The 15,291-nt window shown below is 42.5% G+C and carries 14 protein-coding genes; 12 read left to right on the top strand and 2 right to left on the bottom strand.

The genetic code is table 11. From position 1 onward, the window contains the following. The first annotated feature begins 295 nt into the window (after positions 1–295). From hisG to hisIE, 8 genes are all read left to right on the top strand, one after another. Complete coding sequence (hisG, locus tag IGJ15_RS12705; protein WP_010747551.1) at positions 296–1,855, top strand: ATP phosphoribosyltransferase; 1,560 nt, start codon at positions 296–298, stop codon at positions 1,853–1,855. Continuing rightward, complete coding sequence (gene hisD / locus IGJ15_RS12700) at positions 1,852–3,132, top strand: histidinol dehydrogenase (protein WP_081091763.1); 1,281 nt, start codon at positions 1,852–1,854, stop codon at positions 3,130–3,132. Before hisG ends, hisD begins: the two co-directional genes overlap by 4 nt. Further along, complete coding sequence (gene hisC, locus IGJ15_RS12695) at positions 3,129–4,187, top strand: histidinol-phosphate transaminase (protein ID WP_428210936.1); 1,059 nt, start codon at positions 3,129–3,131, stop codon at positions 4,185–4,187. Before hisD ends, hisC begins: the two co-directional genes overlap by 4 nt. Further along, positions 4,184–4,777, top strand: a complete 594-nt coding sequence (gene hisB, locus IGJ15_RS12690; protein WP_142967586.1) for an imidazoleglycerol-phosphate dehydratase HisB — start codon at positions 4,184–4,186, stop codon at positions 4,775–4,777. Before hisC ends, hisB begins: the two co-directional genes overlap by 4 nt. A 65-nt stretch (positions 4,778–4,842) precedes the next feature. After that, positions 4,843–5,466: an imidazole glycerol phosphate synthase subunit HisH gene (hisH, locus tag IGJ15_RS12685; protein ID WP_060792980.1), complete on the top strand. Its 624-nt coding sequence runs from the start codon at positions 4,843–4,845 to the stop codon at positions 5,464–5,466. Continuing rightward, complete coding sequence (hisA, locus tag IGJ15_RS12680) at positions 5,463–6,182, top strand: 1-(5-phosphoribosyl)-5-[(5-phosphoribosylamino)methylideneamino]imidazole-4-carboxamide isomerase (protein ID WP_015509107.1); 720 nt, start codon at positions 5,463–5,465, stop codon at positions 6,180–6,182. Before hisH ends, hisA begins: the two co-directional genes overlap by 4 nt. Next, positions 6,179–6,937, top strand: a complete 759-nt coding sequence (gene hisF, locus IGJ15_RS12675) for an imidazole glycerol phosphate synthase subunit HisF (RefSeq protein WP_005225205.1) — start codon at positions 6,179–6,181, stop codon at positions 6,935–6,937. Before hisA ends, hisF begins: the two co-directional genes overlap by 4 nt. 38 nt (positions 6,938–6,975) lie before the next feature. Next, entirely contained in the window at positions 6,976–7,608 is a 633-nt protein-coding gene (gene hisIE, locus IGJ15_RS12670; protein ID WP_010747556.1) for a bifunctional phosphoribosyl-AMP cyclohydrolase/phosphoribosyl-ATP diphosphatase HisIE, read from the top strand. 132 nt (positions 7,609–7,740) lie between these two features. Here the strand turns inward: hisIE and IGJ15_RS12665 are convergent, their stop codons facing one another. Next, entirely contained in the window at positions 7,741–8,190 is a 450-nt protein-coding gene (locus IGJ15_RS12665; RefSeq protein ID WP_005225207.1) for a DUF305 domain-containing protein, read from the bottom strand. A 259-nt stretch (positions 8,191–8,449) separates the two neighbouring features. Between IGJ15_RS12665 and IGJ15_RS12660 the strand changes: the two genes are divergently transcribed. Beyond that, entirely contained in the window at positions 8,450–8,923 is a 474-nt protein-coding gene (locus tag IGJ15_RS12660) for a DUF1456 family protein (protein ID WP_010747557.1), read from the top strand. Between the two features lie 395 nt (positions 8,924–9,318). After that, positions 9,319–11,790, top strand: coding sequence for a MucBP domain-containing protein (locus IGJ15_RS12655; protein ID WP_428210937.1), 2,472 nt, complete (start codon positions 9,319–9,321; stop codon positions 11,788–11,790). Positions 11,791–11,893: 103 nt separating this feature from the next. On the opposite strand, the gene IGJ15_RS12650 is transcribed toward IGJ15_RS12655, so the two are convergent. Beyond that, on the bottom strand, positions 11,894–12,328 hold the full coding sequence (locus IGJ15_RS12650) for a hypothetical protein (RefSeq protein WP_005225210.1): 435 nt from the start codon (positions 12,326–12,328) through the stop codon (positions 11,894–11,896). A gap of 531 nt (positions 12,329–12,859) precedes the next feature. Between IGJ15_RS12650 and IGJ15_RS12645 the strand changes: the two genes are divergently transcribed. Both IGJ15_RS12645 and IGJ15_RS12640 read left to right on the top strand, forming a co-directional pair. Further along, on the top strand, positions 12,860–14,353 hold the full coding sequence (locus tag IGJ15_RS12645) for a helix-turn-helix domain-containing protein (protein ID WP_430599140.1): 1,494 nt from the start codon (positions 12,860–12,862) through the stop codon (positions 14,351–14,353). Positions 14,354–14,838: 485 nt separating this feature from the next. Continuing rightward, a complete protein-coding gene (locus tag IGJ15_RS12640) occupies positions 14,839–15,219 on the top strand; it encodes a DUF7006 family protein (protein WP_005225213.1) in 381 nt (126 codons plus the stop codon). Positions 15,220–15,291: the final 72 nt, after the last annotated feature.

Raw genomic sequence — 15,291 nt, 5'->3', positions numbered from 1 at the left:
TTCGGACTTTTTTATGGTTGAGCAACTAAGTGATGGAGGATGCACAAGTACTAAGTTACTTCATTAAGAAAGGAAAACTGACTTCCAGATTCGATGGAATAATCGTCAACAAAGAAACGACATCGCTATGTTCTCTTGAAATCGACTAAAAATTCCAGAATATTTCGAAAAATACCATTGCTTATTTATGGCAAAACCATTAGTATTATTAGAAAAACTGATGGTGAATCGATGATAAAGCGAGCCTTTAACAGTGAGAAAGCCGAATCGGTGGCATGAAATAGGAGTGATAAGTGTGGAAGAGTTATGGAATGTATTAAAACCAGCCGAACAAGTCGAACTGAAATTAAGAAAATTGTATACGCAGCATCATTTTTCACCTTATCACTCGAACAATTTTGAAGAGTATCGCAACTATCAGCAAAATGATCAGTTCTTGCGTGGTTCTTCCATCATCACGTTTACAGGCACGGATGGCAGGACGATGGCGCTAAAACCCGATGTCACCTTGTCGATTGCCAAAAATACACCTTCTGGAGAAGCGCGCAGAGTGTATTATGTGGAGGATGTCTATCGACAGGATCGTCAAGCAGGGGAATACCAAAAGATCGATCAAATCGGTTTGGAGCTCATTGACCAAATCACATGGGAAGATCAACTGGAGGTTGTAAAACTGGCTTGGGAAAGTTTGGCTCAGGTGGGAAAAGGGACCTTGGATCTGTCTCATATGGGGATTTTGGATGGCATCTGCCAACGCTTCCCCGAAGCGGATCGACAAAAGGTACTGCACTGCCTGCGGGACAAGAGTTCCCATGGCATGGATGCACTGACTGAAAAAGCTGGCTTGTCAGCAACAGAAGCTGAAAAATTGGCGAAACTGGTACGTTTGTCAGGTGATTTTGAAACCAAGTATCAAAAGGCCAAAGAGCTGCTGGCAGAGTATCCCCAAGCACAAGCTGGTTTAGCAGAACTAAAACAACTGTATCAAGCATTGCAAAAAGAACAACTGTCAGCTTCCATTCGGATAAGGCTGGATTTTTCAATTTTAAATGATGCCGATTATTACAGTGGCTTGCTGTTTCAAGGATTCATCGAAGAAGCAAGAGAGACGATTTTATATGGCGGCCGTTATGATCGCTTGATGAGTCGGCAAGGCAAAGAGCAAGGGGCGATCGGGTTTGGTATGAAGCTCAACCATGTAGGGCAAAAGGTGCCGACTGACAACGAAAGTTCAGGCTATTTGAACATTGCGCTACCTAAAGGCCGCATGGGGGATGCCGTCTACGATTTATTCACGAAAGCTGGAGTCGCTGCGCAAGGCGTCTTCAAAGACAATCGCCAACTAATTTTTTGTGATGAAGAAAACAAGCTGCGCTTTTTCTTAGTCAAGCCTAGCGATGTGGCGATCTATGTGGAGCACGGAGTGGCGGATATCGGTGTCGTAGGCAAAGATATTTTAATGGAAAGCAAGGCAGAAGTCATCGAATTTCTTGATTTGCATATGGGGGTCTGCCGTTTGGCAGTAGCGGCGCGTACGGATTTCGAGGAAGATTTCTCCCGCCCGCTGCGGGTCTCCACAAAATATCCGCAGATCACCCGTCAGTTTTATCAAGGGTTAGGTCGCTCGGTGGAATTGATCCAACTGCATGGATCCATTGAATTGGCTCCTTTGTTAGGTCTATCCGATGTGATCGTTGACATCGTCGAAACGGGGACGACACTAAAAGAAAATGATTTAGAAGTGATCCAAGACATCGCGCCGTCTTCAGCGCGTTTAGTGATCAACCACGCCACGTGGCGTTTCAAGCAAGAACGCATTCAAACAGTGATTGAGAAGGTGAGGGAGCAATTATGAGAATTTTTTCGACCCAAAAAGATACGATCGAAACGATTGTGGCAAGGAAACAGTCGGAAACGAAGGATGTTTCAACCATTGTCGCCCAAATCATTGCCCGTGTTCAGCAGCAAGGAGATCAGGCGTTGTTTCAATTAATTGAAGAAATCGATCAAGTGACCTTGTCTTCCTTAACCGTCAGTCTTGAGGAGGTTGAAACGGCTGTCCAAGCCGTCTCCCCTGAGCTGCTTGAGGTGATGGAACAGGCGAAGGAAAACATTTTGGCATTTCATCAAAAGCAAGTCCAGCAAGGCTTTGTCTTGACGAAGGAAAATGGCGTTGTGATGGGACAGCGGGTCTTGCCACTAGCAAAAGTCGGGGTCTACGTTCCTGGCGGAACAGCAGCTTATCCTAGTACGGTTTTGATGGATGTCCTGCCCGCAAAAATCGCCGGGGTCAAAAAAATCGTTATGATCACACCGACGGACAGCCAAGGAAAAGTTCCAGCTGCTATCTTAGCGGCAGCTTCCGTTGCTGGAGTGGATGAAATCTACAAAGTCGGTGGTGCCCATGGCGTAGCGGCATTGGCTTATGGGACAGAAACGATTCCCAAAGTCGACAAAATCGTGGGACCAGGAAATATTTATGTCGCCACAGCGAAAAAAATGGTGTACGGCGAAGTTGATATCGATATGATCGCAGGGCCCAGCGATGTGCTGATCATCGCCGATGCCAGCGCAAATCCGCGCTGGCTGGCAGCGGATCTTTTGGCACAAGCCGAGCATGATATCTTAGCGCAAGCCATCTTAGTCACAACAGAAGCAGCCTTGATTGAACAAGTCCAAGTAGAGCTTGACTTGCAACTGAAGCAACTGCCCCGCAAAGACATTGCTGCTGCAGCGCTTGAATCTAGCGGAAAGCTGATTCTGGTCAATGATTTGACTGAAGCACTTACCATTGCCAATCAAATCGCCCCAGAACACCTTGAATTAGCAGTGGCAGATCCTTTTGCTTTGTTGGGACAAGTAGAAAATGCGGGTAGTGTTTTTTTAGGACATCATACACCAGAAGTGCTGGGAGATTATTTTGCTGGACCAAATCATACCCTACCAACAGAAGGGACCGCCCGTTTTTACTCGCCGTTATCAGTGGATGATTTTATTAAGAAAAGCAGCTACTTGTATTACCCAGAAGCAGCCATGAAGGCGGCTGGTCCAGCCGTAGCGTTGTTCGCAGAAACCGAAGACTTGATCGGCCATGCCCGTTCGATCAATGTACGAAGAGAGGGAGAAAAATGACCTTTTTACATCAAAAGTATCACAAGCTGACTCCTTATACACCAGGGGAACAAGTAGACGAGCAAGCCGTTATTAAACTGAACACCAATGAAAGTCCTTATCCGCCAGCGCCAAGTGTTCAAGCGGCGGTAGCCGATGCCGCCCACAAGCTGAATCGTTACTCGGATATTGCTGCTGAAGTGGTGACAACCCCTCTGGCTGCCTATCTTGGCGTTAAACCAGCCCAGCTGTTTCTCGGTAATGGCAGTGACGAAGTCTTGTCCTATCTCTTTCAAGGCTTCACGGAAAACGGCATCGCCTTTCCCGATGTGACCTATGGGTTTTATCAAGTGTATGGTGCCTTGTACCGAGTCGCTGCCACCGTTGTTCCGCTGCAAGAAGATTTCTCGATTGCGTTAACGGACTACGATTCGCTCAAAGGGACCGTTATTTTTGCCAATCCCAATGCGCCGACTGGGGTTTATCAAGAACAAAGCGAAATTTGTGCCTTTCTAAAACGGCATCCCGATCGCTTAGTGATTGTCGATGAGGCCTATATCGATTTTGGCGGCTCTTCAATGGTTTCTTTGATCGATCAATACCCAAATCTCTTGGTCGTGGGGACGTTTTCGAAATCTCGGCAGCTGGCAGGGGCACGCCTAGGCTTTGCGGTTGCCAATGAAGGACTGATCCAAGACTTGAATCGGTTGAAATTTAGCTTGAATCCTTACAATGTCAATAGTTTGACCCAAGCCGCTGGTGCAGCCGTTTTGCAAGAACAAGCGTATGTCGATGAGAAGATCCAAGCAACGATCCACGTGCGTGAGTGGAGCAAGCAAGCCCTAGCGAAACTCGGCTTTGAGCAGACCGACAGCCAAGGAAATTTTTTGTTTGCAAGGCACCCTGCGATTGCTGGTGAAGAGTTGTATCAGGCACTGAAAGAGCAGAAAATCTTCGTCCGCTGGTTTAATCAGCCCCGCATCAAAGAGTATTTACGGATCACGGTAGGAACGAGGGCCCAGATGGAACGATTGATGACGGTGTTAACAACGATCATAGAAGAGGTGAAGGAATGAGAAAAGCAGAAGTTACCCGCAATACGACTGAAACCAAGATCCACCTGCAGTTGACGATCGATGGTACTGGTCAGCAATCAATCAAGACTGGTGTGGGGTTTTTAGACCACATGCTGGAATTATTTGTCCGCCACGGTCGCTTTGATTTGACGTTGGTCTGTGATGGTGATACAGAAGTAGATGCCCATCACACAACAGAAGACGTAGCCATCGCCATTGGCCGAGCGTTTTCAGAAAGTCTTGGGGAGCGACGAGGCATCAAACGCTATGGCAGTATGCTGCTGCCGATGGACGAAGCCTTAGTCATGACAGCGATCGATATTAGCGGTCGTGGCATGGCAGTCGTAGAGTTGGCGATACCGAGCGAAAAAATCGGGCAGCAGTTTGATACAGAATTGGTTGAAGAATTTTTCATTGCTTTTGCCCGTGAATTAGGTGCTACGATCCATCTCCATCAAATCGCTGGGAAAAACAGCCACCACATTGTGGAAACTTGTTTTAAAGGCTTTGGGCGTGCCTTAGGTGAAGCAGTAGCGATCAATCAAGCAGCCCCAGATGAGATCCCTTCAACCAAAGGGACGATCCAGTGATTCATGAGGGAAAAATGATTACGTATCTTCCACACAGATGGATGAGATAAGGAAAGGGGCGTATTATGTTAGCAATCATCGACTATGGGGTCGGCAATTTGTTCAGCTTGTCTCGTTCGCTGGATTATTTGGGTGTTGACTGCCAAATCACGCGTTCACTAGCAGAATTAAAAGCTGCCGACCGCATTCTTTTACCTGGCGTAGGCGCTTTTGGCGATGCCCGCCAAAAGTTGGCAGAGTTGTCGCTGATCGAACCGATCCAAGAATTGGCAGCAGCTGGCAAACCCTTTTTAGGCATTTGTTTAGGGATGCAGCTGTTGTTTGATAGTAGTGAGGAGTTTGGCACACATGCGGGGCTCGGTTTGATTCCAGGACGGATCGTTTCCATGCAAAGCGCCTTTGAAGAAGCCAAACTGAATCTGAAAGTGCCGCAGATTGGTTGGAATCGGCTGACTGTCAGAAAGGAAAGTCCTCTAGTCAGCGGGCTAGGGGAACAAGACTTTGTCTACTATGTCCACAGTTATTTTGCTACTGATTGCCAAGAGTATGTCATAGCAGACAGTGACTATGGTCTAGCAATTCCCGGTATCGTGCAAAAAGACAATGTCTTCGGTACTCAGTTCCACCCAGAAAAAAGTGGGGCTGTCGGGTTGAAGATTTTAAAAGCATTTACGGAGGTGCCGCTATGAAAATTTTTCCAGCAATTGATCTGTTAGATCAAAAAGTGGTCCGTTTGTACCAAGGAGACTATGAGCAAAAAGAAGTGTTTGGGGATGATCCAGTGGCATTTGCTCGTTCATTTGAAGAAGAAGGTGCCAACTATCTGCACCTCGTCGACTTAGATGGTGCCAAAGCTGGCAAACTCCATTACTTTGATGTCGCAAAAAAAATCGTCCAGCAAACCAATCTGTTTGTCGAAGTTGGCGGCGGGATTCGTGAGGAAGAAACGATCCAGCATTGTTTGGCAGCAGGCGTTCATCGGGTGATCCTCGGCACGATTGCCCAGAAAGACCCAGCATTCACAAAAGCGATGCTTAAGAAATACGGCAATAAGATCGCGATTGGGGTCGATGCCAAGGAAGAAAAAGTGGCCGTGGAAGGCTGGCTCGAGAAAACGGCAACAGACGCGTTTACTTTTTGCCAACAATTGGTGGAATGGGGCGCGCAAACGATCATCTTTACCGAAATCTCACGTGACGGTACAGGAGAAGGCATCAATCTGCCGCTATACGAAAAACTCAATCAATTGGATTGCGACATCGTGGCTTCTGGCGGCGTGGCTTCATTGGCAGATATTAAAGGATTAAAACAGTTGGGCATCTCTGGCGTGATCGTTGGGAAATCCTTATATAACGGCAGTCTCCAATTGGCGGATGTCTTAGCAGCAGGGGAGGCAGAAGCATGATCGCCAAACGAATCATTCCTTGCCTTGATGTGCGAGATGGGCGAGTCGTGAAAGGGGTCAATTTTGCTGGCTTAAAAGATGTCAATGATCCAGTGACTTTGGCGCGCTTTTACAATGAACAAGGCGCCGATGAGCTGGTTTTTTATGACATTACTGCTTCTGCAGAAGAACGCGGCTTATTCACGGACATTTTGCAGCGCGTGGCGTCAGAAGTGTTTATTCCTTTGACGGTGGGCGGTGGCATCAATCAAGTAGCAGATTTTGAACGAGTCTTAAACTGTGGCGCCGACAAAGTCAGCGTCAATTCGGGGGCACTTCGCAGACCAGAGTTGATTGCAGAAGGCGCGAAACGCTATGGCAGCCAGTGCGTTGTTTTATCCGTTGATGTTCGCCGTGTCGGTGAGAACTGGCATGTGTTTGCCAAAGGCGGACGGGAAGATACAGGCTTAGAAGCATTGGCGTGGATTCGCCAAGCTGAGCAGTTAGGTGCTGGTGAACTAGTCATCAACAGCATGGATACCGATGGCGTGAAGCAGGGGTTTGATTTAGACTTGCTGAAAGCTGTCAGCGAAATCACCAAATTACCGATCGTCGCATCGGGTGGTGCTGGCAAAAGTGCCGATTTTATCGAGCTGTTTCAATTGCCAAATATTGAAGCAGGGTTGGCGGCCTCGATTTTTCACTATGGCGAGGTAAAAATCCCAGAACTGAAAAAACAATTACAGGCCGTCGATATTCCCGTACGAATCGTATAGCGTTGGCGTTTTGATAGGCAATAGAAGGAGTGGATAACATGGTGCAAGTACGATTTGATGAACAAGGATTGGTTCCAGTGATCGTGCAGGATGTGGAAACGAATGAAGTTTTGACCTTGGCTTATATGAACCAAGAAAGTTTGACCTTGACCTTGAAAGACCGATTGATGACCTTTTATTCCCGCAGTCGCCAAGAATTGTGGCGCAAAGGAGAAACCAGCGGCAATTACCAGCATTTAGTATCATTGACCGCAGATTGCGATCAAGATGCTTTAGTCGCCAAAGTAAAAAAAGACGGACCTGCTTGCCATACAGGCACAGAAAGCTGCTTTACAGAGGTGCTTTATGGTACAGAATCCTCTCCGACCATCGATGCGTTGTATGAGCTGATAAAAGGTCGTAAAGATACGCCGCAAGAAGGCAGCTATACCAGCTACTTGTTTGAAAAAGGCAGTGAGAAAATCTTAAAAAAAATCGGCGAGGAAGCAACCGAGGTCGTGATTGGGGCGATGAAGGAAGACCGCCAAGAAACCGTTTATGAGATTGCTGATTTGGCGTATCATACATTGGTTTTAATGGCAGAAATGGGGATTGATTTAGCGGCTATTCGCCAAGAGCTTGCCAAGCGTCATGTTGTGGATAAGAAAGTCAAACAAGAACGGATGCAATAACGGTCAGGGGTTTTCAGTAGAAAGAAAGCAACTGACGATAAAAAAAGAAGCCCTTCAGCCATTGTTTGAAGGGCTTCGCAACCGTGGCGATAAAGTTGATCTGCTGGTACTTTGAGTGAGCACACAAACTGGCTATTTGTTTTCCAACTCTTCGATCAATTCTTTCATTTCTTTGATTTCTTTTTCCTGTGCGTCAATGATTTTTTCTGCAAGTTCTTTTACTCTTGGATCAGACAAATCGGCATTTTTACTGGTTAGAATCGCAATCGAATGATGGGGAATCATGGCTTTCATCCAGGCCGTATCTCCCACGGCGGTTTGGCTTCTGACCATAAACAGTGAACCAAAAAAGAGTACAACACTGACAACTAAAATTCCGATATTCATTTTCTTGTTGTCATACATCTTCCACATAAATAACAGCATGATGATCGCCATCATCGCGCCCATCATTAGTGCCATAAATAGGCGGGTTTGGCTGAAAAAGATATGATCGAGGGCGTAGACATTGAAATACATCATACAAAACATAATCACCGTCGATACCCCAATCATTACCAAAAATTTCCCGTATTTCTTCATTTCTTTCCTCTCCTTTTTGTGTACAAAATAAAAACAATAAAGCAATCCAAAACATCATCGGAACAGATGCTTTTTTTCGTTTATTGTTTTGTTAGAATAAATTTACTCCCTAAATCAAGTATAGCGGAGGAAGTAGAATGAGAGAAGCGATATACATTTGAACGAAAACAAATGGGTTCTTAGAGTAAAAAAGCGAAAACGGGATTACTCGTCTAGGTTTATTTGTTATAATCAACCTAAGAAATGGATGGTGTATAGAATGAATCACAATGATCGCTTGACGCGTTTACGCTATGCTTTGGATATCAAGGATACCGACATGGTGAAAATTTTTGAACTTGGCGGCGCTTCTTTCACAAAAGAAGAAGTAAGACAATTATTGAAGAAAAAAGATCCTGAGACCTACGAGATTGAGTGTACCAATGAAGCCTTTGAGCGTTTCTTAAATGGTTTGATTCGCTCGCAACGAGGAACAAAGCCAGATGCTGCAGAACCTGTCCTAGAGTTGAACAATGGCAATGTAAATAATTTGATGCTGAAGAAAATAAAAATCGCCCTTTCCCTAACAACAGATGAAATGCTGGACATTTTCGAGCAAGCGGGAGTTAAAGTTTCAAAAGGTGAATTAGGCGCCATTTTACGAAAAGAAGGCCATCGCAATTACAAACCATGTTTAGACAAATATGCCCGCAACTTTTTAAAAGGATTGACGATCGAGTATCGGGATAACTAGTAAAAAATCAATAATAGGCTGAACTTACAATGGGCCGCCCAAAGAGATGCATGTTATGTGTCTCTTTTTTTGTGTGTAAATTTAAAAAAACAATTTAAATCAGTGATTATAACGCTAACTGAGGCCAAGCTTGGAGCATGAAGGAGCAGGTGAAGTGAGCGATCTGTTTGCTTGAATAACCTGTTTGTTAAAACCTGACAAGTTTGGTCATTTCTGATACAAATGTTGACGTGTTCAGAATGATGAACCATGTAATACTATCAAAATGAACAGGGGTATCCTGTGTCTAAAGATTGTAATTAACAAGTCGTCACCATCATCAGAAGGGGAAGTTTGTCGATAGGTGAAAGATAGGAAAGCGTATCGTATTTAAACGAATATAAAAGGAGAATGTTATGAAAAGGAAATTTTGGGGCTATTTGTCATTGGCGATCTTGTTAAGTCAGCCTGTGTTGGCACCTTTGGCACAAGTTATGGCTGAGGAACAGGAAACCATTCCATCAAACAAAGAAATCACGACATTAGGAACATTAGAAAAAGTGGAGGAGACTACTGAAACAGTCGATTCTTCTCGTATAAAAGAAGAAATCAACGGTGACACCACAAGTAACTCAGAATCGCAAGAAGTGGTTAATGATGATGAGAAAAGTGGCTCGACGGAAAGTACAGAAAAAAACCTCCCTGATTCAAGTAAAGACACAGCTAGCTCGGCAACTGAATCATCAGCGGAAATGAAAGAGGCATTCTCTAATCGAAGCGTTTCATTAGACGCTTGGATGCCGGATAAGAATTTGCAAAATGAGGTAGCGAAAGGGCTAAACAAAACAGTTGATACGATCTCTCAAGAAGATATGGTGAATCTAAAACAGTTAGATTTTTCTTCTTTAGTCAAAGACACAGTAGTCGATTTTACTGGTTTAGAATACGCTAGCAACTTGCAAGCGTTATACACGACGTCTATTATTGCTACGAATGTTCCCCAAATCACTATGGCGGAAAATGCAACATTGTTTACCCGTCCTAATGTACTAGCACACGTTCTTCCAAAAGGATCTTTTTCAAATATCCACATAGGAAATTATGATGCCTATTTGACAGCCCAAGAATTAATTGGGGTTGGTCAATATCTTAGTGGATGGGTAACAGATTATCTGACGGTCTATGCAAGTAGCATGACGGATTTTTCTAAGTTAGAGCTATCTCCAGAACACCATCAAAATTCCCAACTATCTATTATGACTCAGGAGAAAATACTATTAGAGCCAATGCTAGTAAAAGATGGCCAATCTGATGTTCTTTATAAAGACCGTATGATGGTTGATACCCAAGGAAATGCGTTGCTCTCTTCTTTGTCCAACAAAAAGTATTCTTATTCGATTCGGGGGATAGATAAAAATGGCTATATCTTTCCCTTATATGAAAATGATGGGTTTGAACTGACTGAAGAAGGGATTCAATTTAAAAATATTCCCGCCAATGTTGACTATTTGTCAATCACTTCTCTGGTTCCTAATCGTTTATCCACCGAGAGAGCTGCTAGTACAGGTACCATTCAATATTTAGTGAATTATCAAGTACCTATGAAGTATGTGAATACTGCAGAAGATGTTACGGTCAAGTATCTTGACGAAAACGGACAGACGCTTGCACCAAATGTCACTTTATCAGGGTATGTAGGCGACCCCTTTACTACGGAAGAAAAGGATATCTCAGGCTATACACTGAAAGAGATCCAAGGGGATAGGATAGGGACCTTCAGTGATGTCGCGCAAGAAGTCGTTTATGTCTATGAACGTAGCGATGCAGCGCCAGTTACTGTCAAGTATGAAGATACAGAAGGGAATCAACTATCTGCACCGACGGTATTAAGTGGCAAAATAGGTCTGCCATATACAAGTGAAGCTAAAGCAATCAATGGCTGGTACGTTTCTCAAACACCAACTAACGCTAACGGGACTTACAGCGAAACGGTACAAGAAGTCGTTTATGTCTATGAGCGTAGTGATGCAGCGCCAGTTACTGTGAAGTATGAAGATACAGAAGGCAATGAATTGGCAGCACCAACCGTAATGAATGGCAAAATAGGGTTGCCATATGAAAGTGAAGCCAAAGCGATCCCAGGCTGGTTTGTAGCTCAAACGCCAAGCAATGCTACAGGTACATTTAGCGAAACGGCACAAGAAGTCATTTATGTCTATGAACGTAGTGATGCAGCGCCAGTGACGGTCAAGTATGAAGATACAGAAGGGAATCAACTATCTGCACCGACGGTATTGAGTGGCAAAATAGGTTTACCTTATACAAGTAAAGCTAAAGCCATCCCAGGCTGGTACGTTTCCCAAATGCCAACTAACGCTAATGGGACTTATAGTGAAAATGCGCAAGAAGTTACCTATGTTTATGAACGTAGTGATGCAGCACTGGTTATCGTAAGATATGAAGACATGGAAGGAAATCAATTAGCTGAACCAACGATCCTTAATGAAAAAGTTGGCTTGTCTTATGAAAGCAACGCCAAAGAAATATCTGGCTGGCGGGTTTCAAAGACGCCTAAAAATGCAAAAGGTACCTTCAGTGATGCCGTCCAAGAAGTTATTTATGTTTACAGTGCTGATAAAGAGAATGAACCGGGAGAAGATTCAGGAAAAGATACACCAGAATCAGAAAACAAGACGCCGGACGAAGAGAACGGGAATAGCTCAGGAAATAACAGCAAGCAAACAAACACACAAACCAAATCAAAAAATAAGTTGCCTGCAACAGGAGAACAACTTACAGGTCAACGAATCATGGGCTTTTTGGGAGTCATCACTGTTCTGTTTTCTTTCGTAGTAATTTTGAGACGAAAAAGAAAAACTGAAAATTAAAAGCTTTTCAATAGAGAGGAAAGAGTATCCAGAATTGATTGTTTTCTGGATACTCTTTGTTTAACCCTATTTAAATATGAGCGAGAATATAGGTTTTTATCAGTTATCTTTCGAATGTTACGTTCTTGAATTCATCATTCAAGCCATCACGATAGGCAATAGTCAAGACTAATTTTCCTGTTGTTTTGTCATAGTCTTCCACGTTTAGTTCTAGAGAGAAGTTCTTAACATTGGCATCAATATAAGAAACAATTTCTTTTTCTTCCTCACCGATTTTTATCGAAAGTGTGCTTTCTCCTAATAAATTCGCCTCCTCCAGAACTGTTTTGGCTGAGCGTATTTCAGGCTGATAGAAGACAGTGTTTGTTTGAGTTAAATAGATTCTACTTATTCGCAACGGAACTGTGATCTTTCCAAAGTCATTTGAGACAACGATCCCAGGTTTATTACTAGGGGAGACAAAGACAGCGAGACTTATTAAAATTGGAACGAGAATACTAGCAACACTTGACCATACTATTTTTTTTGATATTTTCATTGATTTCAGTTCATTCAGCGAAGCATGAACACCTGTCCCCCCATTCTTTTTAATTAATGTAAGAAGTTAGCTTGATTATGGCGAAGATACTTTAAAAATAACTGTACTAATTTTCAACTTTATATAAGCGTAATTGATAGAAAGTAAAAGCTTTTGGAATTGTTGAAATGCTCAAAGGCTACCTAACTCTTCGATTGTAAATACTCCTAAAAACCGACTCTCTTATTATCGTAGCAAAATATACGGTTTTTTACTTTTATTATTATAAAATAATTTTTTGATAAATAGCGCTTTGGACTGTTTTGTCGTCTTAAACTAGCTGTTAGAAAGAGCAATGTTCTCCAGACGTAGTAACTCGTAGTTCTAAGTAGTTGTAGCCATGATTTTGCTTATCCTAAATGATTCAGAAGGTGATAGTTTCAGAGACAGCTTCTTATAAAATGAAATAAGTAGTCAATGAATACACACTGAATGAAAATAGATCGTGAAAGGAGTATAATTACCTTAAAAATAAAGTTAAGAGGTATTATTATGTATAAATTTCTTTTAACTAAATTAGACCAAGATGTTTATGAATTGTTTGCGCATTTTTTTGAGCAGGCTGTGGAGCGTGAAAAACTAAATGTTCTTGCTGAAAAGACAAACTTATCAAAACGACGAATCGTCTTAGTTTTTGAGCGAGCACTCGATTTGCAAACGGCGTATCCTTATTTTGAGATTGCGTTGCATGAAGGTAGAGAGATGACGCTTTATTTTGCGCCGAATTTTCTTTTGTCTAAGCTTTATTCGGTCATGCTAGAAGAAAGCATGCCATTTCAAATTTTAGACAGACTCTTTAGTGATAAGTATGTGTCGCTGGAAGAAACCGCCCAACAACATTATGTCAGCAATCGCACGGTTCAAAGAAAACTAAAGGAAGTAGAAACGATTCTTGAAAATTATCACATTCGATTGAACCTAAAAAGAAAACCGCTTTTTGTGGGCGAAGAATACCGCATTCGGCATTTTTTCCACATCATGTATTGGCAGATCTATGATGCAACGAACGTGCGTTATAGTGGATTGACGAAACAAAGTGTCAGTACATTGAAGAAAAAGTTGACAAGTTATCCCAGTTTTTATCGCGGGATTGATCAGGAGAAATTTGTTCAATTGTTGGCGTTAAGTATTTATCGTTTTAAAAGAGGCTTTCCTGTAAAAGAGATTCCTCAAGAGATGAGGGAGATGAGGCATCTGACGATTTCCTTTGAAGAATTTAAAGAAGAGCTGATCAAGCCATTGCTAAGAGACAATTTGATTCTAAATGGGCTTCCAGAAACAGAATTTCTCTTCTTGTATTATATGTTTTCTGTCATGATGACGTACTTACCTGAAGAGATTTCTAGTCAGTTAACAATTGGGGATCATTTTTCTCCACGAGCAATCGCTGCAGCAAGGCTATTTGCGGAAAACGCTCAGAAAGTTTTTCTCGTTTCTGAAAGCAATATTGATTATCTGTTGGTCAATGCCTTGAATATTCATTCGGTTTCGCTTCTTTTTGCATCGAAAAATAAGATCGATGCCTTTGGAAAAAGCACCACGGACAAAGATTATCGCCGTGTCTTTTCTAAGATTTTTCCGTTTGTTCAGGAGATGTACGAATCGTTAGCGCAACAATCACCAATTTTTTCAACCATGTATGAAGCGAACAATCGCTTGCTTTTTCAATATAGTATGCTTCTTTCTCTGGTAGCGAAAATTGATCGTTCTACGGTTCGTATTTTTCACGAATCAAAATTCGGAAAAATCCAAGAAATCAGACAAAAGGAACGATTGAAGCGCTGGTTTGAGTACACACTTTCATTTGTTTCCGAAAATCCCGATTTTGTCGTGACAGATTATCCCGTCAATCGGCAAGCTTTTATTGACCAAAATCCCAACGTCCAATTTTTTAAATGGAATAGTTTTCCAACGGGGGATCGCTGGCTTGAACTGATTGAAGCAGTTGAAAAGTTCCAGAATGAGTTTAGTCAAAAACATACGTAAAACTGTGGATTTCACAGTATGAAAAAAAGGAGGATTCTCAAAACCAGAGAATCCTCCCTTTTTTTAGTAGGAAGCGAAAAGTTTTGCACAGCGTTTCTCAGATTTCCTATGTAGTTTGTCAATCGCTCAATCGGCTATTGGGCTTGTTTACTTTTATGAAACTAAAATTGATACGATCCAACCCGAAGGTATCTAACAGGACTTTATTTGCTTCTAACAAACAAATGATTGGCGTCTCCTTTCCTAAAAAACATGTAATAATGCAGGCATAAAGATCTCGGTCAACAGAAACGTTTTACGAAAAAGCGAAGGTAAGAAAGAGTGTTCGAATCCTCTATTTAACGTAATGCTAGTGATTTCAGCCTAAAGGTCGATTTCCTTTCAATATTTCCATAGAGTACGCATCGACGTATTCGTTCCAACGATAAACACATAAACAGGATTTTACATAAGATTCACCAATCAATAGAACAGGAGGACTAAAGATGGAGTCAGCATTTAAGATCCATTCAATGGAAGAATATTTAAACTTCTACATGGAAGAAACGGAGCGGCTTTTTTTCAAGGAAGAGTTTCCAGAACTCAAAGAAAAGATTCTTGCCAATTGCTTCGAAATCAAACGAGCGATCCAAGAAATCAATCACGAAAACTTTTTTGAACAGTATGCGAGAATCAATACATTAGAAGCAGAGATTTTGATTATTTTGGAATGCAGTGAATTGCGGGGGAGTGACAATGTGGTCCCTTTTGCTGAGGCAGAAATTTTGCAAGTGGCGAAACAAGATAGCAAAACCTATTTTAAAGAAAGATGTGGGCTGACATTGATCGCGCCTACGCCCCATTCATTGCATTTTTCCGTGGAGTAGTTGAAGTAACAACAAAGATCATTCGTGAGGAAAAAGTGTTATAGGAAGTTTGAAAGGAGCCTTTCATTAAGG

The sequence above is a fragment of the Enterococcus sp. AZ079 genome (assembly GCF_050547255.1).
Lineage (GTDB): Bacteria > Bacillota > Bacilli > Lactobacillales > Enterococcaceae > Enterococcus_D > Enterococcus_D casseliflavus.
The sequence above is the reverse complement of the archived record's forward strand: the minus strand, read 5'-3'. Positions and strand labels throughout refer to the sequence as shown.

Bases quoted from the DNA above. Each gene is read 5' to 3' on its own strand.
- hisD (WP_081091763.1), top strand. From the start codon at position 1,852: ATGAGAATTTTTTCGACCCAAAAAGATACGATCGAAACGATTGTGGCA.
- hisC (WP_428210936.1), top strand. From the start codon at position 3,129: ATGACCTTTTTACATCAAAAGTATCACAAGCTGACTCCTTATACACCA.
- hisB (WP_142967586.1), top strand. From the start codon at position 4,184: ATGAGAAAAGCAGAAGTTACCCGCAATACGACTGAAACCAAGATCCAC.
- hisH (WP_060792980.1), top strand. From the start codon at position 4,843: ATGTTAGCAATCATCGACTATGGGGTCGGCAATTTGTTCAGCTTGTCT.
- hisA (WP_015509107.1), top strand. From the start codon at position 5,463: ATGAAAATTTTTCCAGCAATTGATCTGTTAGATCAAAAAGTGGTCCGT.
- hisF (WP_005225205.1), top strand. From the start codon at position 6,179: ATGATCGCCAAACGAATCATTCCTTGCCTTGATGTGCGAGATGGGCGA.
- hisIE (WP_010747556.1), top strand. From the start codon at position 6,976: ATGGTGCAAGTACGATTTGATGAACAAGGATTGGTTCCAGTGATCGTG.
- IGJ15_RS12665 (WP_005225207.1), bottom strand. From the start codon at position 8,190: ATGAAGAAATACGGGAAATTTTTGGTAATGATTGGGGTATCGACGGTG.
- IGJ15_RS12660 (WP_010747557.1), top strand. From the start codon at position 8,450: ATGAATCACAATGATCGCTTGACGCGTTTACGCTATGCTTTGGATATC.
- IGJ15_RS12655 (WP_428210937.1), top strand. From the start codon at position 9,319: ATGAAAAGGAAATTTTGGGGCTATTTGTCATTGGCGATCTTGTTAAGT.
- IGJ15_RS12650 (WP_005225210.1), bottom strand. From the start codon at position 12,328: ATGAAAATATCAAAAAAAATAGTATGGTCAAGTGTTGCTAGTATTCTC.
- IGJ15_RS12645 (WP_430599140.1), top strand. From the start codon at position 12,860: ATGTATAAATTTCTTTTAACTAAATTAGACCAAGATGTTTATGAATTG.
- IGJ15_RS12640 (WP_005225213.1), top strand. From the start codon at position 14,839: ATGGAGTCAGCATTTAAGATCCATTCAATGGAAGAATATTTAAACTTC.